Genomic DNA, 25,686 nt, shown 5'->3' with positions numbered 1-25,686 from the left:
ATATCTTTAGTTAGCCGATGTTGCCGGAGAGCCTGGTATAGTCAGACATAACACTTCTCCTGCATTCAAAGCATTAAAAGCTTGAAGCATCTTTACACCTACACTATTAGAAGATAATTTTGAATTCTTCTTAGTTCCGTCTGTATAGTTTACAGTGAAAGTCATATCATCCGCCTTAACACTATTCATAGCCGGCGGATAGATAATAAACATACATTTACCAGCTTCTTCACCTTCGTTAAATGTATATATCATCCACTTTTCCGAATCTAAACTCGACTCATAAGTTTGAGTCAGTGTTTGGGTTTCATTGAATCCTAAAGTCAATTTGTCTAAAACAACTGTTTTAGCTGAACCTCCATCATTATTGGATGGATAAAAAGTAATGTTATCAATAGTTTTACCTTCAGGAATATTCTCTACTTCTACATATACGATTGATGTCAACTGTTTATACGTTACAGACAAATCACCGGATTTAGTTGGCGTTATTTTATCTGAAATCATTACATTGTATTTTTTAAAACCTGCCTTAGTTTGTTCTGCCGGTATAGTCAGAACTTTAGCTTTTTTATCAGCGGTATTAATACCATAGGGATAATGAAAATATGCTTCTTTAAATCCTGAATTAAAACTTGCATTAAAATACACGGATTTCATATCGTCACTATAACGATCAATATTAAAAGACGGCCGCCCCATTAATTGTTGCCCGTTACTGTCGGTATAAAGAGTAATAGCATAAGCTTTTTTATCAGTATTTGTCCATTTTAATGATATATAATTGTTTGTAATCTGATCAACAACTGTTCTTGATTCAAGCATAGTTTCTTGTTTCGGAGTTGGCATAGATGCCGAAACATTCATGGTTATCGTATCACCGCTATTTTTAAGTAACTAATTAAAATTAAGCAGCATTATGTTTAAGTTTAATACCCAAGGTATCCCCGACAGCCGCCAATGCCCTATTGACGGTGTANTAAGTAACTAATTAAAATTAAGCAGCATTATGTTTAAGTTTAATACCCAAGGTATCCCCGACAGCCGCCAATGCCCTATTGACGGTGTAAAAGAGGTTGTCGCTACTTGCATAATCCTGCGGTCTGATCCATTTAGTTTTCATTATTCTCCACAAGGTTTCTGCAAGATTCAGGTGAGGGGAATACGGTGGAAGGTAAAAGAGAAAAAGTCCGCGTTTCTCCCACAGTTCTCTCAATTCCTTTATTTTCTTGTTTCGATGTACGCTCGCATTGTCAAGCACGATGAACGTATCTTTCTTTATGTTCAAGGAAAAGGTGTCAAGGTATTCAACGACCTTGTCCGCGTCAATACTTTCAGTCGTGGTGAACCCATGATAGCGGTTGTTCCTGTCTATCATGCCGAAGATGTTGACCCTTTGTGCCTTTTGGGATGGGATATACACGTCTTCGTTACGGAATTGCCAGCCGTAAGGCACATAGCCTTCGGTGCACACATGGCTTTCATCGGCGTAATAGAGGTCTATCTTGCCGTTTATGTTCAGATGTTCAAGTTCTTGCAACTTCTCGGTCTTATACGCATAGAGTTGCGGCGAGGGGACTCCCCTTGGGCGTTTTCTTATTCGCTTATATCTTGCGCCAAGGCTGATAAAAAACGCTTGAATGTCAGGTCGCTCGCTTCCTTGCCAGTGGCCTTCTGCCAGGCTTCCCGAGCTTTGCTGACGCTCTGCCTGTCCTGTTCTATGGCCTTGCGAACAACTTCCTCGTCCGTACAGTCCATGATAGGTTTTCGCCCACGGCCGGGACGGGTCTGCAAGCCGTCGATGCCTTCCGACAAGAAACGTTTTACCCAAGAGTTGACAGATACATGTGACATCTCCGTCTGCAAACCTATGGCCTTGCTGGAAAGTCCAGTCGATTTGAGCAGTACGGCACGACAGCGCATCCGAAAGCAATGGCTGTCTCCCTGTCGGAAACCCGTTTCCAACGCCAAGCGTTCGGAATCCTTTAATATGATTGATTTGATTTTGCCCATAAGTGCATATTTGAATTTTATGAGGCAAAGGTATCAAAACCTTATGATATAAACCAATTATGAACATCTACTTANTTTGATTTTGCCCATAAGTGCATATTTGAATTTTATGAGGCAAAGGTATCAAAACCTTATGATATAAACCAATTATGAACATCTACTTAATAAATATTTTAAAACTATTTTAAATCTGATAATTAAACAGTGCCAAGTTATGGAAAAGTTTTCAGATGACAAAGGAGGTTGGCAAAAACATGTAAGAATATACACTTTTAGCTAAAAATTTACGCCCGATGTCTATTGGTGAACGGCAGAGCAGCCAAGCCGTACACACCCAATAAAACAACCAAAAAGGTTTGAATACCGTGTACAATCAGGGCAAATATTCCGGCATCCGTCACGTTTACTCCATAAAGCATCATCATAGAAATGATGGCAAAATGCCAGGGTCCCGCTCCGTTAGGGGTAGGCACAATTACGGCAAACGTGCCGCCGACAAACATGACCAATGCCGCAAGGATACCCAAATGTGCCGTAAAGGCAAAGCAATAGAATGTAAAATAGAAATGGAGAAAGTAACAAGCCCAAATAGCCAGTGTATAAAAAATAAAGAGGGGAATGTTGCGCACGCCTTTTAAAGACATAATTCCTTCCCATATATTCAATACAAATCCTTTCACCCGTTCATAGAAGAACAGCGTTTTTCTTAAATAATAAAGAAGTATCACCACACCAATAAAACAAAACAGAATGATATAAAACCATACCGAAGTCAAAAGGTGGATTAATGAAGGGATTTTCGTTCCGGTCTGCTGAAGGAAAGTGACGAATATCGGTAATTGGAGCAATACAGTGATGCCTGTGATGAGGAGAATAGTCAACGTATCGACCAACCGCTCCGTAACGACTGTTCCCAACGACTTGGCAAACGAGACATTATCATATTTCGCCAACACTCCGCAACGGCTCACCTCCCCGATCCGGGGAACCACCAGACTGGCAGCGTATGAAATGAAGATAGCATTCACGCAATCGCTCTTTTTCGGGAAAGCGTCCAACGGTTCCAATGTTTGTCTCCACCGCCAACCACGAAAGACTTGTGCAAACACTCCGAACAATAACGAGAAGAGCATCCACCACCAATTTGTACCGTGTAACAACACATCGCCCGCTTTTGTAAAATCAAAGTCGCGATATACCCAGAATAAGATAAAGCCGCCTAAAACAACCGGTAATATCAGTTTCAGCGTCTTTTTTAATAGTTTCTTCATCCTTAATTCTTCATTAGCTTCGCTGACACATCATTTATTTTTTAATAAATAGTGGTACGTTCTTCATTTAAAAGAATTACCTTTGTCAGCTGCAAAAGTAATTATTTAGTTGGTAAATGAAATTAGTAAAGCCTAAAAAGTTTCTCGGACAACACTTTCTGAAAGATCTGAAAGTTGCGCAAGATATTGCCGATACAGTCGACACCTTCCCCGAACTGCCTATTTTAGAGGTGGGGCCGGGTATGGGAGTATTGACCCAGTTTCTAGTAAAGAAAGACCGATTGGTAAAGGTCGTAGAAGTTGACTATGAGTCGGTTGCTTATCTTCGCGAAGCCTATCCGTCACTGGAAGACCACATCATCGAGGATGACTTCTTGAAAATGAATCTTCACCGGTTGTTCGACGGGAAGCCTTTCGTACTGACTGGTAATTACCCGTATAATATTTCCAGCCAAATCTTTTTCAAGATGCTGGACAACAAAGATATCGTCCCCTGTTGCACGGGAATGATTCAAAAAGAGGTAGCCGAACGTATTGCAGCCGGACCGGGCAGCAAGACATACGGTATCCTTAGCGTATTGATACAGGCATGGTATAAAGTGGAATATTTGTTCACTGTCAGCGAACACGTGTTCAATCCGCCTCCCAAAGTGAAAAGTGCTGTTATCCGTATGACACGCAACGAGACTAAAGAGTTGGGATGCGACGAAAAACTGTTCAAGCAAGTAGTGAAAACGACCTTCAACCAGCGACGGAAAACATTGCGCAACTCCATCAAACCTATTTTAGGCAAAGATTGTCCGCTCACGGAGGACATCTTATTTAATAAACGCCCGGAACAACTATCGGTAGCCGAATTTATCGATCTGACCAATAAAGTGGAAGAAGCATTAAAGACAGCCGGCAACGCCCAATAATTGGCGGGCAACAGTGAGCAGAGAACTGGATTTTGTAATTCGTAATTTGTAATTGACAACGATGAACGAGGAATACATTGACAACGTTAAACACCTTATTGAGCAAAAAGACGCCGACAAGGTAAAAGGTCTTCTCATCGACCTCCATCCGGCCGACATCGCCGAATTGTGCAATGACCTGAATGCGGAAGAGGCTAAGTTCGTCTATCGCCTGCTCGATAACGAAATTGCCGCCGACGTGCTTGTCGAAATGGACGAAGATGCTCGTAAAGAGCTGCTCGAAATGCTTCCTTCGGAGACAATCGCCAAACGCTTCGTTGACTACATGGACACGGATGATGCCGTAGACCTGATGCGTGAACTCGATGAAGACAAGCAGGAAGAGGTTCTTTCGCACATCGAGGACATCGAACAGGCAGGAGACATCGTCGACTTGTTGAAATACGACGAAAATACCGCCGGTGGTTTGATGGGTACGGAAATGGTACTTGTCAACGAAAACTGGAGTATGCCCGAATGTCTGAAAGAGATGCGGCAACAGGCGGAAGAACTGGACGAAATCTATTATGTATATGTCATTGACGATGACGAACGTCTGCGAGGTATCTTCCCGCTCAAAAAGATGATTACTTCCCCTTCTGTATCGAAAGTGAAACACGTGATGCAGAAAGATCCGATTTCGGTACACGTAGATACTCCCATTGACGAGGTAGTACAGGCGATTGAGAAGTATGACTTGGTGGCTATCCCCGTTGTCGACAGTATCGGTCGGCTTGTGGGACAAATCACCGTCGACGACGTCATGGATGAAGTCCGTGAGCAGTCGGAACGTGACTATCAGTTGGCATCCGGTCTTTCGCAGGACGTAGAAACAGACGATAATGTATTGAGACAGACCACCGCCCGCCTCCCCTGGTTATTAATCGGTATGATCGGCGGAATCGGCAACTCTATGATATTGGGTAATTTCGACTCCACCTTTGCTGCCCATCCCGAAATGGCACTGTACATCCCGCTAATCGGTGGTACAGGAGGAAATGTCGGAACACAATCTTCGGCAATCATCGTACAGGGTTTGGCAAACAGCTCGCTGGACGCTAAAAATACCTTCAAGCAGATTACCAAGGAATCGGTAGTAGCTTTAATTAATGCCACTATTATCTCCTTATTAGTATACACCTACAACTTTATCAGGTTCGGCGCAACGGCTACGGTCACCTATTCCGTATCCATCAGCCTGTTTGCCGTGGTAATGTTCGCTTCTATTTTCGGGACACTGGTACCGATGACGCTGGAGAAGTTCAAAATCGATCCAGCCATTGCAACAGGTCCGTTTATAGCCATTACAAATGACATCATCGGAATGATGTTGTACATGGGAATAACCGTTTTATTGTCATAAAAACACGATAAACAAAAAAAAATAAGCAAAATAGTATGAAGTAATCGTTTTATTTCATTAATTTGTGACCCAAAACTAATATACAATGATGGACGCTCATGACACTAATCAACCCTTGAACCAAGGGGAATTAGAAGAAGAAAAGAAAACAGTCGAGGTTTCTGAAGCTATTACAGAGACTCCGGCTGAAGATGTTACTGCCGAAGTTCAACCTGAAGCAGCTCCTAAACCTGCCACTAAGGAAGATGTACTAAACCAGCTAAAAGAGCTTGCGCAAGATGCTGAAAATGCGAACAAGCAGGATATTGACAATCTGAAACAATCATTCTACAAGTTACATAATGCCGAGTTGGAAGCTGCTAAGGTACAGTTTACAGACAACGGTGGAAACATTGAAGATTTTGTTGCCGAAGAGGACCCGACGGAAGAAGAATTCAAACGCCTGATGGGGGTTATCAAGGAAAAACGCAGTAAACAGGTTGCCGAGTTGGAACGCCAGAAGGAAGAAAACCTGCAAGTGAAACTTTCCATTATTGAAGAACTGAAAGAATTGGTGGAATCCGGAGATGACGCCAACAAATCTTATACGGAGTTCAAGAAGCTGCAACAGCAATGGAATGACACAAAACTGGTGCCGCAAGGTAAAGTGAATGAACTTTGGAAAAACTATCAATTATATGTAGAGAAGTTCTACGATTTATTGAAACTGAACAATGAATTCCGCGAATATGACTTCAAAAAGAATCTAGAAATCAAAACGCATCTCTGCGAAGCTGCCGAAAAGTTGGCTGACGAGGAAGATGTTGTTTCCGCTTTCCACCAACTTCAGAAGTTGCATCAGGAGTTCCGCGATACAGGTCCGGTAGCCAAAGAACTGCGTGATGAAATCTGGAATCGGTTTAAAGCAGCTTCTACCGCTGTCAACCGCCGCCATCAGCAGCACTTCGAATCGTTGAAAGAAGCCGAACAGCATAATTTGGATCAAAAGACCGTCATCTGCGAAATCGTTGAAGCGATTGAGTATGATGAACTAAAAACATTCTCTGCCTGGGAAAACAAGACCCAGGAAGTGATTGCCCTGCAAAACAAATGGAAAACTATCGGTTTTGCGCCGCAAAAGATGAATGTGAAGATCTTCGAGCGTTTCCGCCATGCCTGCGATGATTTCTTCAAGAAGAAAGGAGAATTCTTCAAAAGTCTGAAAGAAGGAATGAACGAGAATCTGGAAAAGAAAAAAGCGCTCTGCGAAAAAGCGGAAGCCTTGAAAGACAGTACAGACTGGAAAGTAACTGCCGATGCACTGACCAAACTTCAAAAAGAATGGAAGACCATCGGACCGGTTGCCAAAAAACACTCGGATGCAATCTGGAAACGGTTTATCACAGCTTGCGACTACTTCTTTGAGCAAAAGAACAAGGCCACTTCTTCACAACGCTCTGTCGAAACAGAGAATATGGAAAAGAAGAAAGCATTGATCGAAAAGTTATCCGCTATCGATGAGAACATGGATACCGAAGAAGCAAGCAATCTGGTTCGGGATTTGATGAAGGAATGGAACTCTATCGGTCATGTGCCGTTCAAAGAAAAAGATAAGCTATACAAGCAATATCACGGATTGATCGATCAGTTATTCGACCGTTTCAACATCAATGCTTCCAACAAGAAGTTAAGCAACTTCCGTTCGAACATTAGCAATATCCAGGGGGGCGGCACTCAATCTTTATATAGAGAACGCGAGAAACTGGTACGTACTTATGAGAATATGAAGAATGAACTTCAGACTTATGAGAACAATCTGGGCTTCCTAACTTCTACTTCCAAGAAAGGCAGCAGCCTGTTGACCGAACTGAACCGCAAGGTAGACAAGTTGAAAGCAGACTTGGAACTGGTATTACAAAAAATTAAAGTAATCGACGAATCAATTAAAGCAGAAGAATAATCCTCTGCCCGATTTAGAGAAATAAAAGAAACAGGTTTTATGCTCGCTTGAGCAATAAAACCTGTTTCTCTTTTCTGCTAAACAAGCTTATACAGCTTGTTTAAAGATTTATTTCTTAAACATCAACTTCACAGCTTCTTTTCACAGCAAATTTGCGTTTCTCTTGACTATGAATGTCCGGAAACAATAAAACCCTGCAAAAACTAATTCTTAGCAGGGTTCTATCTAAATTGACGTTGATTTTGTTGGGCTACCTGCCCTCAAACTTTAATTCCTTTATAGTCTCATTCATAATGAATTAACAGCTTCCTATTTTCGTAGTGTCACCGAATTAGACACCGACTTTGGCAAAAACCCTCTTTTAATATCCCATTGAGGATTCAAGTTTTGTAATACAAAGGTATCGTTTTTAATCGGATAAACCTAATTAAAGTGACAAATAATGATAAATATCGCATTTAATTTATTAACTTCACAGCGTAAAAAATATAAATTATGCAAAATAAAAGGTATCAGAATTCTTATATTAAAGGCTTAAAAAGAAATGTTATCAATAATACCATAGCAGGAATCGTTATAGCAGGAATAATATTCATTATACAACTGATAGGAGGCTGCGAACAACCGGAAATAACTCATCAAAAAACTCTCATTGACAGTCTGCAAATAAACACGAATGATGAAATTAATGACTGGGACACAGACACCACCATCTACCATACAACCACTAAACCAACTAAATAAAACATTTTTCTTGCTAAATAATCAACCTATAAGTTTATTATCTCGTTACTTTTGCGTATCTTTGTCTTACTATAAAACAAGGAGATATGACATTTGACGACATTACTGGAGACAGAAAATTATGGGCTGTACACTTTGAAGGCGAGGATGATAACGAATTTTATAAGGTGTTCAACAACTGGGCCGACGTGGTTTGGCTACGCACTTTCTTCAAGGAGAATATAGATGACTTGAACGCCTACTTTAAAATAACAGATATAAAAGAAGCTATCAGCGATACTATTGAAGATAGTGAACGCCTTCGATACATCATAATGGACATCTCCCCGGAAACCGATTTAAGCAAGATATTCCGCCCGCTGGACAACAACCAGGCTTCGGATATGATGCTGCAAAAAGAAAAGGCCCGGTTAAAACGTAAATACGGTCACTCGTCATGGCTCCGGCTATACGCTATCAAATTGATTCAAGGCAACTACATCATCACCGGAGGCGCCATCAAGCTGACGGCTACGATGCAGGAAAGAGAGCACACCAGGCAGGAACTTGTGAAAATAGACAGGGTTCGACGCTACCTGCTTGAAGAAGGAATCATTGACGACGAAGGGTTTATAGAGTATATTAGTGAATTATAATTTGGGAGGAATGATATGGAAAATCGTATGAAATCTATCGCACAAAGGCTTGAAGAACATGCTTCTCCAACGCCTTCGAAATGGCGTGAGCTGTTTGACTTCCTTGAAACAAACAAGTCTTGGCTCCGACATTCGCAAAATATTGCCATGCTGATGCTGGACAGGATGGAAGAATTAGGAATGAGCCAAAAGCAATTGGCTGAAAAAATGAATTGCAGCCCGCAATACATCTCAAAGGTGTTGAGAGGACGGGAGAACCTTTCACTCGAAACTTTGACCAAGATTGAAAACGCACTGGAAATCTCGATTATCAAAGAGGAACCGATGGCTGTATAGCTCACCCCGGCTGCAGTAGGAAAGATTTGCTATCAGATTTTTCCGGATCAACTACTGCAGCTCGGGAATAGTGCTAGCAAATGTTTCGTCCTGGAAGAAGCCGGCTGCCGGATTCTGCTAGCAGTTGGCAGGGGATAACAGGTTGATGAAGCCGGGATCCTGCCAGGTATGTGCTAGCAAACTGGAAAAAAGTCATGCTTGAAACTTTTCGTCTGATTGCTCACCGTGCCGCCGTGTGGTTCGTGGCAATGCGTGCAGCGGGAATACCGCCGCCCACACAGCCCCGCTCCCCACAGCAGCACTCCGTCAGTGTTTAATCGGAACATTCCTTCACCGGCAGCGTTTCTCGGACGTTCAGTGTTTCTGTGCACCGTGCCGCTTTCCTTGCTTTCCCGTAGCCGTCGGACTGGCGCAAAGAAAGCCGCCCTACGGCAGTGTTTCTATGGGAGATTCTTGGGGAAAGTTTCTTTAAAGTTACTCCGGTGTATAATAGTCGAGGCTTGCCAAGTGGGTGATTACAGAAGTTACTACCGCCTGATGCATTCAGCTCCGGCTCCCGCCCACACCCCGGCACAGCCGGACCACAGGCGACAGCCTATGCGGTGGACACCCTTGCGGACGATAGCAGAAGTTACTCCCGTCTTATATCCGGCTCCGGTTGCCGCTCCCTCACTTGCCGAATACAGCAAAGGAAGCAGCACCCTATGCGATGGGGACCCTTTCGGATGATATCCTTAGCGGAATGTAAGCCCTTGCGGCACGGGTGACAGCTGCGATGCCCGGTGCGGTTTCGCTCCGCCCGGCACTAACGCCGGGACTAAGGCGAGAATCCGCTACCTCTTTTCGTCTGACTATAGGAACGGGCTGTTAGTCAGGAGTGCAGCCCTGCGGTGCGGGGTTCCCGTGTTTTATGATTGAGCGGGTTTGTCCGTTTGAACTAGAGGCGTCGAAAGCTTTCGCCGCCGTGCTGACGTGATGTTGCTAGCGCCGTGGTCTTCCGGTTTTTCTAGTGGAGTGCAGCTTTTGCGCAGGAAATCCGGAAGAGCAATTATGTTTAATTAGTCACAAAACCGTTCCGGATTTTGTGCTTTAATTCAACATAACAGCATCTTCCAAATATTCCTGCTGTTTGCGGGCTTTTCCGTTGTTTCAGGAACGGGCATAAAGTTACTCCGTTTAATGTCCACCCTTACGGACTGCGCCCTGCGGAATGTAAACGCCACCACTGTGGCGGCAAGCCGCCACCCCGACCACCACCCCTTAGTTACTCCTGCCTTTCCCGGTTTCCGGCAGGGTTTCCGACTTCTTGCGGGTTTCCTGTTCCTGCGGGCTGCGCCTGGCGGCGTGCCCGGCTGACTGTTTGCACCCTGCGGACAGTCTTTGCAGAATATCGGAGATTCCCAGCGGTCGGCTTCGCCGTCCGCTTCACGAAGCGGGGCAGACGCCCCGCCGAAAAGTTACGGACAAAAGAAATTCGTGACAATTGCCCGAATATCACAAATTTCCTCTGCCAACAAACATATATAACTATATCTACCAAGTATACAGGTGACAACCAGCCACTAAAAAGCCTATCTTTACATCTGTAAACCAACACTATAATTATGTATACCAACATGCACCAACAAAACAACTGCCAAAGTTTGACCAACCGTAGCTACGGTTTCAAAGAACTGGCCGTTCTCTATTTCCCGAATATTGCACCTGCGTCCGCTTCTATCCGCCTCAAACAGTGGATAAAGGACGACACCGAACTACTCGAAGCATTGCAAGAAACAAACTACCAGTTAAGTAACCGCATCCTCACCCCCAAACAAAAGGAACTGATAACCATCTCTTTCGGCTCACCCTTTTAAGCCCTAGTGCAGCAGCTCCTACGGCTACAGCCCGAACCCTCTTCGCTAGGGGAACGCCCTGCGGCAAGGGGGAAGAGCACTTCCCCCGACAAGCGTCTCCCCCAAAGGGGGACGGAAGGGGGGTAGAACAAGAATACACAACTAAAAATCATCCACATAATCACCCACAAAAAACAATGATTAAACAAAGAAACATCACCCTGATTGTGGTGCACTGCACCGCATCCCCTTGCACAAGCAACCTCACCCCGGAAGCCCTCGACTCCATGCACAAACGCCAAGGTTTTGCCGAATGTGGCTATCACTATTACATCACCAAAGACGGAACAATACACCACATGCGCGACATCACCCACATCGGAGCCCACGCCAAAGGCTACAACACCCCGTCGATAGGAGTTGCCTACGAAGGAGGTCTGGATGCTTCCGGACGTGCCGCCGACACCCGCACCGACGCACAAAAACAAAGCCTTGAAACCCTTCTCCGCTTCCTGCTGCTCACCTACCACGGAGCAAAGATTTGCGGTCACCGCGACCTCTCGCCCGACCTCAACCACAACGGTACCATAGAACCCTGCGAGTACATCAAACAATGCCCCTGCTTCTGTGTCTCCGTCGAATACGGGTATTTAATGAAGAATGATGAATGAAGAATGATGAATGAAGAATTACTATGCAGATGTAAATGTATGAAAGCGCAGCCAATTCTTCATTCATCATTCTTCATTCTTCATTTCCCCTACCTTTGCGGGAAACAATTAAAAAGGAGGTCATTATGAAACCATTTTGGAGAACGACGTTGAAGGTATTGAAAGTTATCGGTAAAATTTTTGTTTGGCTCACCGGGGCAGACAGTCCCGTGAAAGACGATGAAAGGAGAAACGATTAAGGAGTAAACTTTACGATCGGAGTGAAAACCCCTGTTTGGAGGGCTGCGGAATACAAACCGCAGCCCTTTTTTCATGTACATAATCGTATGATGAAACACGTATCATCACAGATAAGAACATACGTCCGCACGCCCACGCACGTATATGTAGATTTGCAACATTATTAATCATTAAAACACTAATTAACATGGCAATTACAATCAAACCCGCTTTGCGCAAGAATCCGCAGGACAAAGCCGCTGCAGCAAAATACTATGCGCAGGTAGTGCTCGCTCCAGAAATGAAACAAAAACAAATCGTTGACCAGATCGCAGACCGTTGTACACTGACCGGCTCTGACATCAAGGCAGTTCTTGACGCATTGATGGTCGTTATCAAGCGCAACCTCGCAAACGGTTCACCCGTCCGCCTGGGAGATCTCGGTTCATTCCGTCCTTCCGTTTCCGGTAAAGGCACCGAGGATGCCAGCAAGTGTGGAGCAAGCAGTGTGAAAAAAGCACGTGTTATCTATGTTCCTTCTGCCGAAATCAAGGAAGCCGTTTCAATGTATTCTTTCTCCAAGGCAGGAGCAAGCGCAGCGAACGAAGATGGCGAAGGAGGAGATGAGAAACCAAATCCGAAACCTGACGAAGGCGGCGGAGAAGCTCCAGACCCGGCAGCTTAAACAATGACCGGTAACGAAGAAAACGCCTGCTAGCGCATTATCCTCGTTCCGTACATCGCAAACAAACCAAGGAAAAAGCCCGATGAATGAGAAATCATTTCACCGGGCTTTTCATTTGCGGGTATTTGGTGAACGGAATATGCTTCTGAAAGTCTCATAGAAAACATCAGGAGTTTTTCAAAAAACGTCTGACGAAATAAAAAAAACGTCTGATGAATTTTTGAAAACATCTCGAAGGGTTTCAAGTACGTTTTTGCTTCTTTTCCGGCTGTTTTCGGGAGTTTTTACGTTTTATTCCCGTATGGTTCTATCCGTAAATAAACAGAATGACACAGACAGAAACGCAATTATCTATAAAGTGACGGGAAAGTATAAATGATAAGTTTGCTGTTTTACAGCGTATTTTTCCTCTTTTCTTCTACAAAGATAGGTCACGGCCGTCCGTCAGTCAAGAACCGCTACGCTATTTCAGATAAAAATATCCTGCGCTCCTACGTCGTGCGGTATTTTTATCTGAAATTTCTTGTCTGCCGTTCATCCATGCCCTTGGAGAGGTAGATGAAAAAAGGAAAAAAATGTGTTCCTGTGCAGTGTGGGGCGGATAAAAGCATGTATTAGTCTTAGGCCCAATATCCGCCGAAGTGATTGTGCCTGGTTACTTTGTCTAACTTCAATTGCTTGCGGCGAAACTTGTTGATTGCCCGTTTGAGCGATTTACGTCCCGATGTGCTGCAGTTCTTTTTTTTCATTCGGCATTGGTAGCAACGGCAGATACCAATACCTGTATGTGATTCTTTCATTTCTATTCTGTTTAATATAAGTTTTGAGAACTTACGTTTTTTACTATTTTATTTTGTGACATTTGCCCGATTGTCACGGATTTGTTATTTGCACTCTTCGGCGGGGCGCTTCGCCCCGCTTCATGGAGCGGACGGCGAAGCCGACCGCCGGGAATTTCCAATGTTCCGAAAGGTGTAAACAGTTAGCCGGGCACGCCGCCAGGCGCAACCCGCAGGAAGCACCCGCAACAGGTCAGAAAACCGCACGGCCCGGGAGTGGCAGAAGTAACTAAGGGGCGGTGGTCGGGGTGGTGGCGTTTCCACTCCGCATGGCTTTTTTCGCCTGGGGGCGGAAAAATAAAACAATCCATATTAAACATAACCACGCATTATGCACCCGACTTGCCTGAATGGCAAGGCGTGCGGGCATAATGACCCGTTATGTTGAATATCGCTACCCCTTTGTTTTTCTGCCGGTCTCTTTTTGGGTGTCCCCCAAAAAGGAAGACGGAAGGAAAACAATTGCTGTCACGGCGCACGCAGCATCACGTCTGCACGCGCCCGAAGGACGACGAAGGGTGCTTACTTCCACAATACAAACCCACTCAACCGTAAACCCGGGAACCCCGCACCGCAGGGCTGCACTCCTGGCTAACACTTCCGTTCCTGTTGTCAGACGAAAAGAGGTAGCGGATTCTCGCCTTAGTCCCGGCAGCAAGTGCCGGGCGGAGCGAAACCGCACTGGGCATCACAGCTGTCACCCGTTCCGCAGGGGATACCCTTCCGCAAGGGTTTCCACCGCATAGGCTGTCGCTTGTAGTCCGGCTGTGCCGGGGTGTGAGCGGAAGCCGGAGCCGTATGCGTCAGGCGGTAGTAACTTCCGTAATCACCCACTTTGCCAGCCTCGACTGTTACACACAGGAGTAACTTTTGGGAAGACTTCCCCCAAGAACGTTCCATAGAAACACTGTCAGAGGGCGGCTTTCTTTGCGCCCATTGGGTGGCTACGGGAAAGCAAGGAAAGCGGCACGGTGCACAGAAACACCGCCCGTCCGAGAAACGCTGCCGGTGAAGGAATATTGCTATTAAACACTGACGGAGTGCTGCTGCGGGGGACGGGGCTGTGTGGGCGGCGGTATTCCCGCTGCACGCATTGCCACGAACCACACGGCGGCACGGTGAGCAATCAGACGATAAGCCGCTCGCGAAAGTAATCCGCTTGGTTCGGCACTTGCCCATTACCTTCACTTGCTATCACATACCTGTCGGGATCCCGGCTCCATCAACCTGATATCCCCGTTAATTGCTAGCAAATTAGTTGCTCCGGAACGAACCGGGAACAAGAATCCGCTAGCACTTTTACGCAGCTCGAGTACACGATCCGGAAACATCTGCTAGCAAATATTTCATTGGCCAAGATCTTCCGGAGCGTATTTTGCTAGCAATCGTTTCCCCTACTCTTTCTCCCTGCCCGCTTTCTCCAACCTGTCGAGTGCCGACAGAAAACCCCGCACGGCTTCGCCCTGCTCCCGGTACTTTCGTTTCAGTTCTCCGTGTTCCTTCGCTTCCTGCTTGTAGTGGGTACAGAAACGGGGGTATTCCTTGACGACGTATTTAATCGCTTCGCTCCCGCTCTTCTTCCCAATGATGTCTTTGAGTATCTCCAGTTGGGCGGCTTCTTCGGCTGTCAGTCGCAAGGTGATCGTGCTTACTTTTTCACTCATGATCGTTCACCCCCTCTCTTGCTGTCAGAGTTGGCTGGTTGAAGGGCTTGCGCCTGTTGCTGCTGGTTCATCACTTCCGCCCGTCGGTATGCTTCCGCATACGTCTGGCAGTGTATTCCGTATCTCTCGATAGTGACGCCCGCGGCTGTCACTTCGTGCGCCACGCACCACCCTGTACGCATTTTGCGGGGGTAGTAGAGCGGCGTCTTGTTTTTATCTTCACTCATAACTGTGTGGCTTACGCCGTTTTTTGCAATTCGTTTTTCTTCGCTTTTTTCAACCGTGACCTGATGAAACAGCTCACCGAAAGAATCCGCCCTTTCGATCGTCGTATTTCCCGTATAACCTCTTGCAGGACATCTTCTTTGCCTTTCGCCTCTCCGCATAATTCGTCCATGTCGTAGCTCGGCACGCCGATACCCGACAGCATCTGCCTGACGTTATGAACGCCCTCTTTCACCTCATCCGTATGCTCTTCCATCATCCGCAGGCGCCCCGTCTTCACCAGTCCCCACAGGGCGGGCAACACCTCTCCGGTGAACGAATAACGTCCGCCGCTCGCCTTCAACTCTTCAATCAGTTGCCATATCGGGCTGTCGTCCATGGCAATATTTTCTATCATCAGAACCTTACGGACATCTCCTTTCGAACACCCCAGATTGTAGCAGGTTTCCCCCAGCCGCTGCAACTTCAAACTGTATTCTTCGCCATGTTCCGGACGTTTCCCGCAGGATTCTGCGGAAACATTTCCCCTATTCCCGTCCGGAGAGAGTGAAACTTTGTCCTCATCATCCCTTGCCGGCGGAATAGTCCGGGGGATAGAGGGGGAATTTTCTTTACTTTCTTTTTCTTTGTGCCGTTTTTCCGCAGAATTCCGCGGAGTTTCCGGAATTTCCGCAGAACTCTGCGGAATAATGACGCCGGAAGATATTCCGGCAGTGATTACGGTTTCTTTTCCGATATCGGTTGCGGTCTGTTTTCCGGTATCCAGTTTGGGAGAACCATAAACTGTTTTTCCGGTTTTCGTCTCAATTTCCTGACCGGAGAAAAGAGGTAGCGACGCACCTGTCACACCGGAAGCCACGTCTTGTATCTCGACAAGCCGTATATCTTCCGGTATTACAATCTTCTTCTTGGCTCTCCGGCAGATTTCGAGATATCTCTGCTGAATATCTACGGAAGTAAGTACATGATTCGTATGCCAGGTGATGGTGTCGAACAATTCCACTTCCGTGCAATATTCAATGATTTTTTCTACCCGTTGCTCTTCAATGCCCCAGTATTCGGAAACATCAAAAAGCTGGTCGTCCGTGAAACGGATATAACAGCCTTCAACCCGGTATATCTCGTTTTGGATATACTGGTACACTGCATACCCTTCGCAGCCGTATCGCTTCTTCAGACGTTTTACCTTGATGTCCTGAAAGCGGTCGGTTTCCGCCTGATAATATGATAATCCTGTTTTTGCCATTTTCGCTAGATTCTTCTACTGTAATTGGATGCGAGGTAATTCATGATTTCTTCTTTGCTGTAGAGAAATATCCCACCCAGTTTGTAGAATGGGATTGCGTGCTCCGCACGCATGTTCCTTAACGTTGAGTTGCTGATGTTGAGCAATTTGCATACATCCGTGGAGCGGATGAACACGGCATCTTCCGGAACAGTTTCGAGTGTGACGGGTTCCACGGGTTTGTACTTCGGTTTTCCGGTGGCTTTCTCCTTTTGGGGTTCCACGACTGCTTTTTCAGATTCCTTTTCAGGTTTCACGATTCTCATGCTGTTGGTTTCTGTTTTCATGATTTTGTTTTTTATGTGAGTTAATTATCAGGGGTTAACCGGCTGTTTATCCATGCAGGTGAAAGCTACCCGGTCGAGGTCTTTCAGTTGGCTGCTGTCGAGGGCGTAGATGGTTTTTATAATCCACCCTTTCAGAACGATTTCCCGGTGTCCTTCCCTGTTGGCGTAGTGATGCAGCGCACGGGTGACTGCTTCCTTCATTTCCTGTCCGGAAATGAGGTTCTTCTCGTATGCTATCATGCTATCGACAGCTTTCTGCTCCAGTTCTTCCTGGCTGATGGTTGCGGTTGTTTTCATCCGTTTACGGCTTTATTATCGGGTGATTTTTGAGATTCCTTTCTGGTGTACAATTCTTTGAGAGCCGCCATGTCGTCCATGACTTTCGTGTCCAGAATCTTAGCGTAGATTTGCGTCGTCTTGATGCTGGTATGTCCCAACATTTTTGACACAGTTTCAATCGGTATGCCGTGAGACAGGGTGATAGTGGTGGCAAAAGTGTGTCGGGCCATGTGGAAGGTAATATTTTTCTCTACTCCCGCTTCCTTGGCCACTTTTTTCAGGTATCGGTTTGCCACCTGGTTGGGCGGTACCGGGAATACATGATTAGTCCGTTTTCCTTTGTGGTATGCTTCATACCTCTTTAATATACAGACAGCAGGTTGCAATAAAGGCAGCATGGCGTGTATGTCCGTTTTCTGACGATAGTAGTTCAGCCACAAGCTTTTGTCGATACCGACATTTATATTTTCATTCGTCAGGTTACTGATGTCGACAAATGACAGCCCGGTGTAGACAGCAAATACAAACACGTCCCTCACGATGGAGAGGTTGACGGGCAAAGGGACTTCCTCGATGCTCTTCAGTTCCTTTTCGGACAGGAATCCTCTTTCTACTTTCGTTTTCTTGGCGTTGAGCAGGCAGACAGGGTTCCGGCTTATCCATTCGTTTTGCAGGGCGACATTCATCACCTTTTTGAAACGCTGGATATGCTTCAATGCACCATTGACAGCGCATACGGTCTCCCCTTCCCTCTTATAGCCTTGCAGATAGGCGTAAAACTCATAAACGAAAGCTTTGTCAATGGCGGTCAAATCATAGTCAGAGACATGGTATTTGATACGTATAAAGTTGAGCAGGTGTTTCTTCGTTACGTGATAGCCGACAAATGTACTGGCACGGAGATTTTTCTTCTCCATGATTTCATGGTAATCAAACAGTGTGCTGATGGTAGAGAACTCATTATCCTGTGTCTGAAACATGAGTTTGAAGTTCTCAATGTTGAGAGGGTAGTTTTTCTGTCTGATTTTGGTAACGGTATCTTCGATCGTGATTTTCAAATCTTCGATATACCGGTTGGCTTCTTTGTCATTGGCGGTCTTACCAAGTGACTTTTGCGCAACTGCCGACCATGATTCAGACCGTAGGTATAGTTTCGTGGGAATTTCGTATCTTTGTCCCGAAATCGTAACCCGACATGAAAGAGGTGACAGTTTTTCATTCGTTCTTCCTTTCCTTATCCAGAAAAGAACATTGAAAGTTTGCTTTTTTTGGCTCATCGTTATTTTTTTTTGAGAACCACTCAAAAAAATATCAAAAAAGAGCATTCGTGTCACCGAATTAGCCACCGAATTAGCGTCAACTTTTTTCGGATGGTATTTGTCAAAGCACAAAAAAACCCGCTAAAATTGCATTTTTAGCGGGTTTTTGTCAGTAAAAAGCTGGTGTTTTGTTGGGCTACCTGGATTCGAACCAGGAATGACAGGACCAGAATCTGTAGTGTTACCATTACACCATAGCCCAATGATTTTCGTTTGCGGGTGCAAAGATACAAATATTTTGGGAATTCAAAACAAATCCGATATTTTTTTTGCAAAAATGTCCAAATAAGCTTTCCAAACAAAAGTATCTCCACTAAAAAACACAAAAATTGAGGGATAACTTTCTTGTATCCAATAAATCAGCGTATATTTGTCAAAAATATCACGTTTATTATCAGAAACAAAGGGTCACCTTTTTTTGTTATAAACAAATAGAGAACATGAATTATTAATCCCAATTACAGGAATGAACGATACTAAAGTATTAATTGAAAAAATAAAAGAAGGAATTCAAGAGAAAAAAGGTAAAAAGATAGTCGTTGCCGATTTAACCAGCATAGAAGATACCATCTGTAAATATTTCGTTATCTGTCAGGGAAATTCTCCCAGTCAAGTGAGTGCAATAGTAGATTCAATCAAGGAATTTACACGCAAAGGTGCGGACAGCAAGCCTTATGCAATCGACGGACTCCGAAATGCAGAATGGGTAGCTATGGACTATGCCGATGTATTGGTACACGTTTTTTTGCCGGAGACAAGAGCTTTTTATAATCTTGAGCACCTCTGGGCAGATGCCAAACTTACTCAAATCCCCGATCTAGACTAATTAATGATTATGGACAATAATAATAGCAATAATAACAATAGCAATAAACCTAACAATAAGGTTAATATGCCCAAGTTCAACCTGAACTGGATGTATATGATTATTGCCCTTATGCTTCTCGGCCTCTGGTGGGGCAGTGATTCAAAAGGAGCAGGAAGCAAAGCTGTAACTTACAGCGAGTTTCAGGACTATGTAAAAAAGGGTTATGTCAGCAAAGTATTGGGTTATGAAGATAAATCAATCGAAGCTTTCCTCAAACCGACTGCCGTAGGGGCTGTTTTTGGAGCCGACTCTACCAAGGTGGGACGCAACCCTGTCATTACAAGTAGAACCCCGTCTACCGATAAACTGGAAGAGTTTTTGCAGGCAGAAAAGGAAGCCGGTCATTTTGACGGTTCATCCGACTATCCGCCCAAATCGGATATTTTCCCCGCAATTCTGATTCAGGTACTCCCGCTTGTCTTGCTGGTTGCGTTATGGATATTCTTCATGCGCCGTATGAGCGGAGGCGGCAGTGGTGGCCCCGGCGGCGTATTTAATGTAGGAAAATCAAAAGCCCAGCTTTTTGAAAAAGGCGGAGCCATCAAGATTACATTTAAAGATGTAGCGGGGCTGGCCGAAGCAAAACAAGAAGTGGAGGAAATCGTAGAGTTCTTAAAGGAACCGCAGAAATATACGGATTTGGGAGGTAAGATACCCAAGGGAGCATTGCTGGTAGGCCCTCCGGGAACCGGTAAAACATTGCTTGCCAAAGCTGTGGCCGGCGAAGCGAATGTACCTTTCTTCTCATTGGCTGGTTCCGACTTCGTGGAAATGTTTGTGGGTGTAGGTGCATCCCGTGTTCGCGACTTGTTTAAACAGGCTAAAGAAAAAGCTCCCTGTATCGTCTTTATTGATGAGATTGATGCCGTAGGACGTGCCCGTGGCAAGAACCCTGCAATGGGAGGAAATGACGAACGCGAAAACACATTGAATCAGTTGCTGACAGAAATGGACGGCTTCGGTTCCAATAGCGGTGTGATTATCCTTGCTGCTACCAACCGTGTAGACGTACTCGACAAGGCACTGCTCCGCGCAGGACGTTTTGACCGTCAGATACACGTGGACCTGCCCGACTTGAACGAACGTAAAGAAGTATTTGGCGTGCATTTGCGCCCGATTAAAATAGACGATAGTGTAGATGTGGACTTGCTGGCACGTCAGACACCGGGATTCTCGGGTGCGGATATTGCCAATGTCTGCAATGAGGCTGCACTGATCGCTGCCCGCCACGGAAAGAAATTCGTAAGCAAGCAGGACTTCCTGGATGCGGTAGACCGCATCATCGGTGGTCTGGAAAAGAAAACCAAGATTACAACGGAAGCAGAAAGACGCTCTATCGCTTTGCATGAAGCAGGACACGCCTCTATCTCCTGGTTGTTGGAATATGCCAACCCATTGATTAAAGTTACAATCGTTCCTCGCGGACGTGCATTAGGAGCTGCCTGGTATCTGCCGGAAGAACGTCAGATCACTACCAAGGAGCAGATGCTGGACGAAATGTGTGCTACTTTGGGAGGACGCGCCGCTGAAGATTTATTCCTCGGCCGCATCTCAACAGGTGCCATGAACGACCTGGAAAGGGTGACTAAGCAGGCATACGGCATGATTGCTTATTTAGGTATGAGCGACAAGCTGCCGAACTTATGTTATTACAACAACGATGAATATTCTTTCAACCGTCCATACAGCGAAAAGACAGCCGAATTGATTGACGAAGAAGTCAAGAGAATGGTAAACGAGCAGTATGACCGTGCCAAGAGAATTCTGTCGGAGAATAAAGAAGGACACAACGAACTGACGCAATTACTGATTGACAAAGAAGTAATCTTCGCGGAAGACGTTGAACGCATCTTCGGTAAACGCCCTTGGGCTTCCCGTTCGGAAGAAATCATGGCTGCTAAAGAAAGTCAGGATGCCGCAAGAGCTGAAAGAGAACTTGCCCAAAAGCTGAAAGAAGAAGAAAAAGAAATCAAAGAAGAGGAAGCTGAAAATACCGCAAAGGAAAAACAAGCACCCATAGACACCAAAGTTGCCGCAGAAGGTAAAAAGGTTACTGTGGAGGGCAAAGTTACCGTAGAGGGTAAATCCAATGAAGAAGAAGCTAACGGGTCCAACTAATTAAAACGAATAGATTTTGATTAATAATTTCATAAAACGAGCTATTACGGGTGTACTCTTCGTTGCCATCTTGGTGGGGGGCATCCTTTATGACGCATTCAGCTTTGGTATTCTGTTTACCGCTATCAGCGCACTGACCATTTATGAGTTCGGACAGCTGGTAAATATGCGCGCAGAAGGAGTGAAGATAAACAAGACTATTAATATGCTCGGCGGGGCTTACCTATTCCTTGCAATCATGGGATTCTGCATTGATGCGGCCGATTCGAAGATATTCATCCCGTATGTGCTTTTATTGCTTTACATGATGATTAGCGAGTTGTATCTGAAAAAGGAAAACCCGGTACTTAACTGGGCTTATTCTATGCTTAGCCAACTTTATATCGGACTACCTTTTGCTTTGCTGAATGTATTAGCATTCCATAACGATCCGGGATCAGAATACAGTAGCGTAAGTTACAATCCTATCCTACCGCTATCTATCTTTATTTTCCTTTGGCTGAATGACACGGGAGCCTATTGCATCGGTTCATTGATCGGCAAACACCGGTTATTTGAACGTATCTCTCCCAAGAAATCATGGGAAGGTTCTATCGGCGGCGGAGTGGTAGCAATCGGAGTATCTTTTATACTCGCTCACTACTTCCCATTTATGTCAATGATTGAATGGGCAGGACTGGCCTTGGTGGTTGTTATATTCGGCACATGGGGCGACCTGACGGAGTCGTTATTGAAACGCCAGTTGCACGTTAAGGATTCGGGAACCATTCTTCCGGGACACGGTGGGATGCTCGACCGCTTTGACAGTTCCCTGATGGCTATACCGGCAGCAGTCGTTTATCTATATGCATTAACATGGTTCTAACGGGGGATTCTTTCTCAATCGATTAGAGCTGAAACAAAATACAAAAGGTCGGGAACTTCTACGGAAGTATCCCGACCTTTTTCACACACAGTAAATCATAGTTAGGTTATCGGATCGAAGAAGTGGAATGAACATCCTTCGCTGCTTCCGGTACACCGACCGGATGATCCAGATCAAGCACAATCACTCTTCCTTCTCCATGTTCTCTTGAGTTTATTGTCACCTTAAACCCTTTGGGTGCTACCCAGGAATCTTTCGGCGTAGGGAAGAATTTTTCCAGATTATAAGAAACTCGTCCCCATCCCCAATAGTCAGTCACATCCTCATATGTATTATAACGCAGTTCCAAATGTATGTAACCATCTTCATCCACATTCAATGTTCCCGGTTCTGACGGTTCGCCCGGCTCTCCCGGTTCCATCTTATTTTGCACAAGGCTGATACGATGTTTCTCCGAACGAGGCAACTCCTGACGGAAAATTACGTTCAGGAACTTTCCTCCCAACCACATATCACCCTGATAAATCAGAATAGGATCATTTCCGAATTCTTCCGCTTCTTCCTCTGTCGACATATCTTCCACTTCTTTTGTCAACAGTTCCTGTATGCCTTCCATCTTCACCTGAACTCCTTTTCCTCCTTCCATGTCATACAAAGGATTGAAAAAAGCCACAACACGTTCACCGTCCACTGGTTTAAACCAAGGAATAGAAGTAGCAACCGGATCAATCACCCCCCAATTATCACCTTCCAAATAATATCCTCCTCCACCGGTTGCACGAACAGTCGCCCAGTCCCAGCTGAAATCTCCAATAGAATAACCATCATCATCACATGATTGCAACATTGGCACTAATGCCAATAATAAGATTCCTAAAAGCCACTTAAATTTTTTCATATCTTTTTCCTTTCATTATTTTAGTCTTCTGCTTTATAAATAAAAAAGCCGTGCATTTACTGCATCGGCTTTACGTTTATTCAGAAAAAGAAAGTTATTTTTTCAACAAACGCAGCATTTCACGAGCTGCATGACGGGGAGCACCGGCAGGTCCTAACCGTTCGGCTACATATTCATACCCCGAAAGCATCTCATTTCTATATGCTTCATTTTCAATGATATTTCTCAATTCGCTCTGCATATTCTTCACGGTCATCGTATCTGCCACCAGTTCTTTGACTACTTCACGGTCGGCAATCAAATTTACCAACGAAATAAATTTCACTGTCAGGATATGACGCCGCAAAAAAGAAACCACTTTCCCGATCGGAGTGTAATAACAAACCACTTGAGGAACACGAAACAATGCCGTCTCAAGCGTAGCTGTACCCGAAGTAACTAAAGCTACATCTGCATGCTGCAACAGGCTATAAGTCTGATCGAAAATGATTTTCACTTTCGCTTCTCCTACATATTGTTTATAATACTCGGGAGCAATGGCAGGTGCACCGGCCAAGACAAGCTGATAATCAGGAAAAGCGGAAGCAGCCTTCAACATATCCGGCAGATTATCTTTGATTTCCTGTTTCCGGCTACCGGCAAGAAGAGCGATAATCGGCTTATCCTCCAATTGGTTCTCCGCAATAAAGTGCTCCTTATTTTTCGGATGAGCTGCCTGATAGGCTGCCACCTCATCCACCGTAGGGTTTCCTACATAGTGAATGGGGTATTGATGCTTTCCTTCGAAGAATTCCACTTCAAAAGGAAGAATGGAGAAAAGCTCATCTACATCTCGTTTTATATTCTTGATACGGTATTCTTTCCACGCCCATATCTTCGGAGAAATATAATAGTAAACCGGTATCTGTGTCTTTGCATGGACAAACTTGGCAATATCAAGATTGAATCCCGGATAATCTACCAGAATAACAACGTCCGGTTCCCAGGAAACAATGTCTTCTTTGCAACGCTTCATATTTGCAAAGATAGTGCGCAGATGGAGTAATACAGGGATAAATCCCATGTATGCCAACTCCTTATAATGCTTCACCATCGTTCCTCCGACAGCCGCCATCAAGTCACCTCCGAAAAAACGGAAATCAGCCTGCGGGTCTTCTGCCTTTAAGGCAGCCATCAGATGAGAGGCGTGCAAGTCGCCGGAAGCTTCACCGACAATCAGATAATACTTCATTGAGTTGAGAGTTGAGAGTTGAGAGTTGGTAGGGATAGATGACTAACAGGGCGTCATGCTTTCTTTTTCAAATTTCAACTAATTAAACCATTTATTAAGTTCGTCCATAAAGTGATAAGCCGTCACGTCAACCGTAGTCGGGGTGATAGCAACATAACCATTTGCCAAAGCCCAATGATCGTTCTTCTCGTTTTCAGGTTCATGATCGGTAAATTCACCGGTCAGCCAAAAATAGTTAGAATCATTCAGACGAGGGCAGGCAGCCCATTCATTCGTCCAACGTCCTTTCGCCTGTTCACAGATTTTCACTCCTTTTATATCGGCTGTATCGGGGAAGTTCACATTCAGACAAGTTAAAGGAGGAAGTCCTTTTTCCAAGATCATGGCAGCGATATTGCGGATATAAGGTCCGGCAGCTTCAAAATCAGCATCGGGTGCATGATTGCACAAGGAGAAGCCAATAGAAGGAATTCCATTCAAACAGCCCTCAAAAACCACTCCCATCGTACCGGAATAATGCACGTTGGTGGCAGAATTATCTCCATGATTGATACCGCCGACTATCAGATCCGGAGTCCGATCGAGCACTGTGTTTCGTGCCAATTTGATGCAATCGGTCGGTGTTCCCGAACATTTATAAACAGTCAAGCCCACTTCTTTCTTTACTAACTGGTAATGAACCGGCTGCGTCACCGTCAGCGCACACCCACTACCGGAACGCGGAGCATCAGGTGCCATCACTATAATCTCACCCAAAGGGCGAAGAAACTTCACCAGTTCATTAATACCTTTAGCCATCACGCCATCGTCATTCGAAACAAGTATCAACGGCTTCTCTTTTTCCATATATTCAATCCTTTCCTTTTTTATATTCGCACAAAAGTAACAAAAAGAAGCCGTACCACCAAACACCTCCCCGCATCAGATCGAAAAGTCTCTTTCACCCCCACTCCTACCCGTTTACAAATCTTAATCTTCTGCAAGCGAGCAAAAAAAGAAATAAATATCCAATATAAATATGTATATTTGCAAGCTCATAAAGAGAAAGGTAAATGATGAACCTGTCGAAGTTTGGTAACCGTTTCGTCCGACAGTTATTAACAAAACAGGCGACTTATCAACAGAAATTGCAAAGTTTCTC

29 protein-coding genes and 1 tRNA gene are annotated in these 25,686 nt (G+C 44.9%); 13 read left to right on the top strand and 17 right to left on the bottom strand.

The annotated features are described in order from the left end of the window. Positions 1-6: 6 nt before the first annotated feature. The 4 genes from KQP79_RS03415 to KQP79_RS03400 all read right to left on the bottom strand — a co-directional run bounded on the left by KQP79_RS03415 (position 7) and on the right by KQP79_RS03400 (position 3,284). Positions 7-825, bottom strand: coding sequence for a hypothetical protein (locus KQP79_RS03415; protein ID WP_264386616.1), 819 nt, complete (start codon positions 823-825; stop codon positions 7-9). A 172-nt stretch (positions 826-997) separates the two neighbouring features. Next, complete coding sequence (locus KQP79_RS03410; RefSeq protein WP_232305450.1) at positions 998-1,600, bottom strand: IS630 family transposase; 603 nt, start codon at positions 1,598-1,600, stop codon at positions 998-1,000. Continuing rightward, positions 1,597-2,013, bottom strand: a complete 417-nt coding sequence (locus KQP79_RS03405; protein ID WP_024988925.1) for a helix-turn-helix domain-containing protein — start codon at positions 2,011-2,013, stop codon at positions 1,597-1,599. The genes KQP79_RS03410 and KQP79_RS03405 overlap by 4 nt, the downstream gene beginning before the upstream one ends. 284 nt (positions 2,014-2,297) lie before the next feature. After that, positions 2,298-3,284 carry a lysylphosphatidylglycerol synthase transmembrane domain-containing protein gene (locus KQP79_RS03400; RefSeq protein ID WP_004312094.1) on the bottom strand — a complete coding sequence of 329 codons (987 nt, stop codon included), beginning with the start codon at positions 3,282-3,284 and terminating at the stop codon, positions 2,298-2,300. Positions 3,285-3,400: 116 nt separating this feature from the next. Here KQP79_RS03400 and rsmA point away from each other — a divergent pair, with 116 nt between their 5' ends. From rsmA to KQP79_RS03365, 7 genes are all read left to right on the top strand, one after another. After that, the gene (gene rsmA, locus KQP79_RS03395) at positions 3,401-4,201 is read left to right on the top strand and encodes a 16S rRNA (adenine(1518)-N(6)/adenine(1519)-N(6))-dimethyltransferase RsmA (protein ID WP_004312093.1); all 801 of its coding nucleotides are present in this window, start codon (positions 3,401-3,403) and stop codon (positions 4,199-4,201) included. Between the two features lie 61 nt (positions 4,202-4,262). After that, a complete protein-coding gene (mgtE, locus tag KQP79_RS03390) occupies positions 4,263-5,603 on the top strand; it encodes a magnesium transporter (RefSeq protein WP_004312092.1) in 1,341 nt (446 codons plus the stop codon). 85 nt (positions 5,604-5,688) lie between these two features. Next, positions 5,689-7,542, top strand: a complete 1,854-nt coding sequence (locus KQP79_RS03385; RefSeq protein WP_008776525.1) for a DUF349 domain-containing protein — start codon at positions 5,689-5,691, stop codon at positions 7,540-7,542. A 495-nt stretch (positions 7,543-8,037) separates the two neighbouring features. After that, positions 8,038-8,286 carry a hypothetical protein gene (locus KQP79_RS03380; protein WP_008770401.1) on the top strand — a complete coding sequence of 83 codons (249 nt, stop codon included), beginning with the start codon at positions 8,038-8,040 and terminating at the stop codon, positions 8,284-8,286. A gap of 86 nt (positions 8,287-8,372) precedes the next feature. Next, the gene (locus tag KQP79_RS03375) at positions 8,373-8,921 is read left to right on the top strand and encodes a hypothetical protein (RefSeq protein WP_015532213.1); all 549 of its coding nucleotides are present in this window, start codon (positions 8,373-8,375) and stop codon (positions 8,919-8,921) included. Between the two features lie 15 nt (positions 8,922-8,936). Continuing rightward, complete coding sequence (locus KQP79_RS03370) at positions 8,937-9,257, top strand: helix-turn-helix domain-containing protein (protein ID WP_008770400.1); 321 nt, start codon at positions 8,937-8,939, stop codon at positions 9,255-9,257. A 309-nt stretch (positions 9,258-9,566) separates the two neighbouring features. Continuing rightward, positions 9,567-9,986 carry a hypothetical protein gene (locus KQP79_RS03365; RefSeq protein ID WP_149952699.1) on the top strand — a complete coding sequence of 140 codons (420 nt, stop codon included), beginning with the start codon at positions 9,567-9,569 and terminating at the stop codon, positions 9,984-9,986. Between the two features lie 535 nt (positions 9,987-10,521). On the opposite strand, the gene KQP79_RS03360 is transcribed toward KQP79_RS03365, so the two are convergent. After that, complete coding sequence (locus tag KQP79_RS03360) at positions 10,522-10,740, bottom strand: hypothetical protein (RefSeq protein WP_229091099.1); 219 nt, start codon at positions 10,738-10,740, stop codon at positions 10,522-10,524. Positions 10,741-10,861: 121 nt separating this feature from the next. Between KQP79_RS03360 and KQP79_RS03355 the strand changes: the two genes are divergently transcribed. From KQP79_RS03355 to KQP79_RS03345, 3 genes are all read left to right on the top strand, one after another. Continuing rightward, positions 10,862-11,113: a DUF4248 domain-containing protein gene (locus tag KQP79_RS03355; RefSeq protein ID WP_008650657.1), complete on the top strand. Its 252-nt coding sequence runs from the start codon at positions 10,862-10,864 to the stop codon at positions 11,111-11,113. Positions 11,114-11,289: 176 nt separating this feature from the next. Next, a complete protein-coding gene (locus KQP79_RS03350; RefSeq protein ID WP_061448023.1) occupies positions 11,290-11,763 on the top strand; it encodes an N-acetylmuramoyl-L-alanine amidase in 474 nt (157 codons plus the stop codon). Positions 11,764-12,190: 427 nt separating this feature from the next. Continuing rightward, positions 12,191-12,667, top strand: coding sequence for an HU family DNA-binding protein (locus KQP79_RS03345; protein ID WP_004312083.1), 477 nt, complete (start codon positions 12,191-12,193; stop codon positions 12,665-12,667). A gap of 620 nt (positions 12,668-13,287) precedes the next feature. Here the strand turns inward: KQP79_RS03345 and KQP79_RS03340 are convergent. The 9 genes from KQP79_RS03340 to KQP79_RS03300 form a co-directional block, all read right to left on the bottom strand. After that, positions 13,288-13,467, bottom strand: a complete 180-nt coding sequence (locus tag KQP79_RS03340; RefSeq protein ID WP_008650648.1) for a hypothetical protein — start codon at positions 13,465-13,467, stop codon at positions 13,288-13,290. 681 nt (positions 13,468-14,148) lie between these two features. Further along, on the bottom strand, positions 14,149-14,685 hold the full coding sequence (locus KQP79_RS03335; RefSeq protein WP_229093027.1) for a hypothetical protein: 537 nt from the start codon (positions 14,683-14,685) through the stop codon (positions 14,149-14,151). 215 nt (positions 14,686-14,900) lie between these two features. Continuing rightward, on the bottom strand, positions 14,901-15,170 hold the full coding sequence (locus KQP79_RS03330) for a hypothetical protein (protein ID WP_004310978.1): 270 nt from the start codon (positions 15,168-15,170) through the stop codon (positions 14,901-14,903). Beyond that, on the bottom strand, positions 15,167-15,397 hold the full coding sequence (locus tag KQP79_RS03325) for a hypothetical protein (RefSeq protein WP_061448021.1): 231 nt from the start codon (positions 15,395-15,397) through the stop codon (positions 15,167-15,169). The genes KQP79_RS03330 and KQP79_RS03325 overlap by 4 nt, the downstream gene beginning before the upstream one ends. An 11-nt stretch (positions 15,398-15,408) precedes the next feature. Continuing rightward, positions 15,409-16,641, bottom strand: a complete 1,233-nt coding sequence (locus tag KQP79_RS03320; protein WP_138343164.1) for a DUF4373 domain-containing protein — start codon at positions 16,639-16,641, stop codon at positions 15,409-15,411. A 5-nt stretch (positions 16,642-16,646) separates the two neighbouring features. Beyond that, on the bottom strand, positions 16,647-16,967 hold the full coding sequence (locus tag KQP79_RS03315; protein ID WP_004310981.1) for a helix-turn-helix domain-containing protein: 321 nt from the start codon (positions 16,965-16,967) through the stop codon (positions 16,647-16,649). Between the two features lie 27 nt (positions 16,968-16,994). Beyond that, positions 16,995-17,264, bottom strand: coding sequence for a hypothetical protein (locus KQP79_RS03310; protein ID WP_061448019.1), 270 nt, complete (start codon positions 17,262-17,264; stop codon positions 16,995-16,997). Continuing rightward, a complete protein-coding gene (locus KQP79_RS03305) occupies positions 17,261-18,523 on the bottom strand; it encodes a site-specific integrase (protein WP_061448018.1) in 1,263 nt (420 codons plus the stop codon). The genes KQP79_RS03310 and KQP79_RS03305 overlap by 4 nt, the downstream gene beginning before the upstream one ends. A 173-nt stretch (positions 18,524-18,696) precedes the next feature. Continuing rightward, positions 18,697-18,767: transfer RNA gene (locus KQP79_RS03300), tRNA-Gln, on the bottom strand. 264 nt (positions 18,768-19,031) lie between these two features. Between KQP79_RS03300 and rsfS the strand changes: the two genes are divergently transcribed. Genes rsfS through KQP79_RS03285 form a run of 3 tightly spaced genes read left to right on the top strand, consistent with a single transcriptional unit; the run spans position 19,032 to position 22,416 of the window. Further along, entirely contained in the window at positions 19,032-19,391 is a 360-nt protein-coding gene (gene rsfS, locus KQP79_RS03295; RefSeq protein ID WP_004310984.1) for a ribosome silencing factor, read from the top strand. 9 nt (positions 19,392-19,400) lie between these two features. Further along, positions 19,401-21,551 (top strand): ATP-dependent zinc metalloprotease FtsH, encoded by a 2,151-nt coding sequence (gene ftsH / locus KQP79_RS03290; protein WP_022199101.1) that lies wholly within the window; start codon positions 19,401-19,403, stop codon positions 21,549-21,551. 16 nt (positions 21,552-21,567) lie between these two features. Beyond that, entirely contained in the window at positions 21,568-22,416 is an 849-nt protein-coding gene (locus tag KQP79_RS03285) for a phosphatidate cytidylyltransferase (protein ID WP_004310986.1), read from the top strand. Positions 22,417-22,522: 106 nt separating this feature from the next. Here KQP79_RS03285 and KQP79_RS03280 read toward each other — a convergent pair whose 3' ends face one another. From KQP79_RS03280 to surE, 3 genes are all read right to left on the bottom strand, one after another. Continuing rightward, positions 22,523-23,314, bottom strand: coding sequence for a NigD-like protein (locus KQP79_RS03280; protein WP_004310987.1), 792 nt, complete (start codon positions 23,312-23,314; stop codon positions 22,523-22,525). A 94-nt stretch (positions 23,315-23,408) separates the two neighbouring features. Continuing rightward, a complete protein-coding gene (gene lpxB / locus KQP79_RS03275) occupies positions 23,409-24,545 on the bottom strand; it encodes a lipid-A-disaccharide synthase (RefSeq protein WP_004310988.1) in 1,137 nt (378 codons plus the stop codon). Positions 24,546-24,623: 78 nt separating this feature from the next. Further along, positions 24,624-25,391 (bottom strand): 5'/3'-nucleotidase SurE, encoded by a 768-nt coding sequence (gene surE / locus KQP79_RS03270; protein ID WP_008776782.1) that lies wholly within the window; start codon positions 25,389-25,391, stop codon positions 24,624-24,626. Between the last annotated feature and the right edge of the window lie 295 nt (positions 25,392-25,686).

It is taken from the genome of Bacteroides sp. DH3716P (genome assembly GCF_025914115.1).
GTDB lineage: Bacteria > Bacteroidota > Bacteroidia > Bacteroidales > Bacteroidaceae > Bacteroides > Bacteroides ovatus.
The sequence above is the reverse complement of the archived record's forward strand: the minus strand, read 5'-3'. Positions and strand labels throughout refer to the sequence as shown.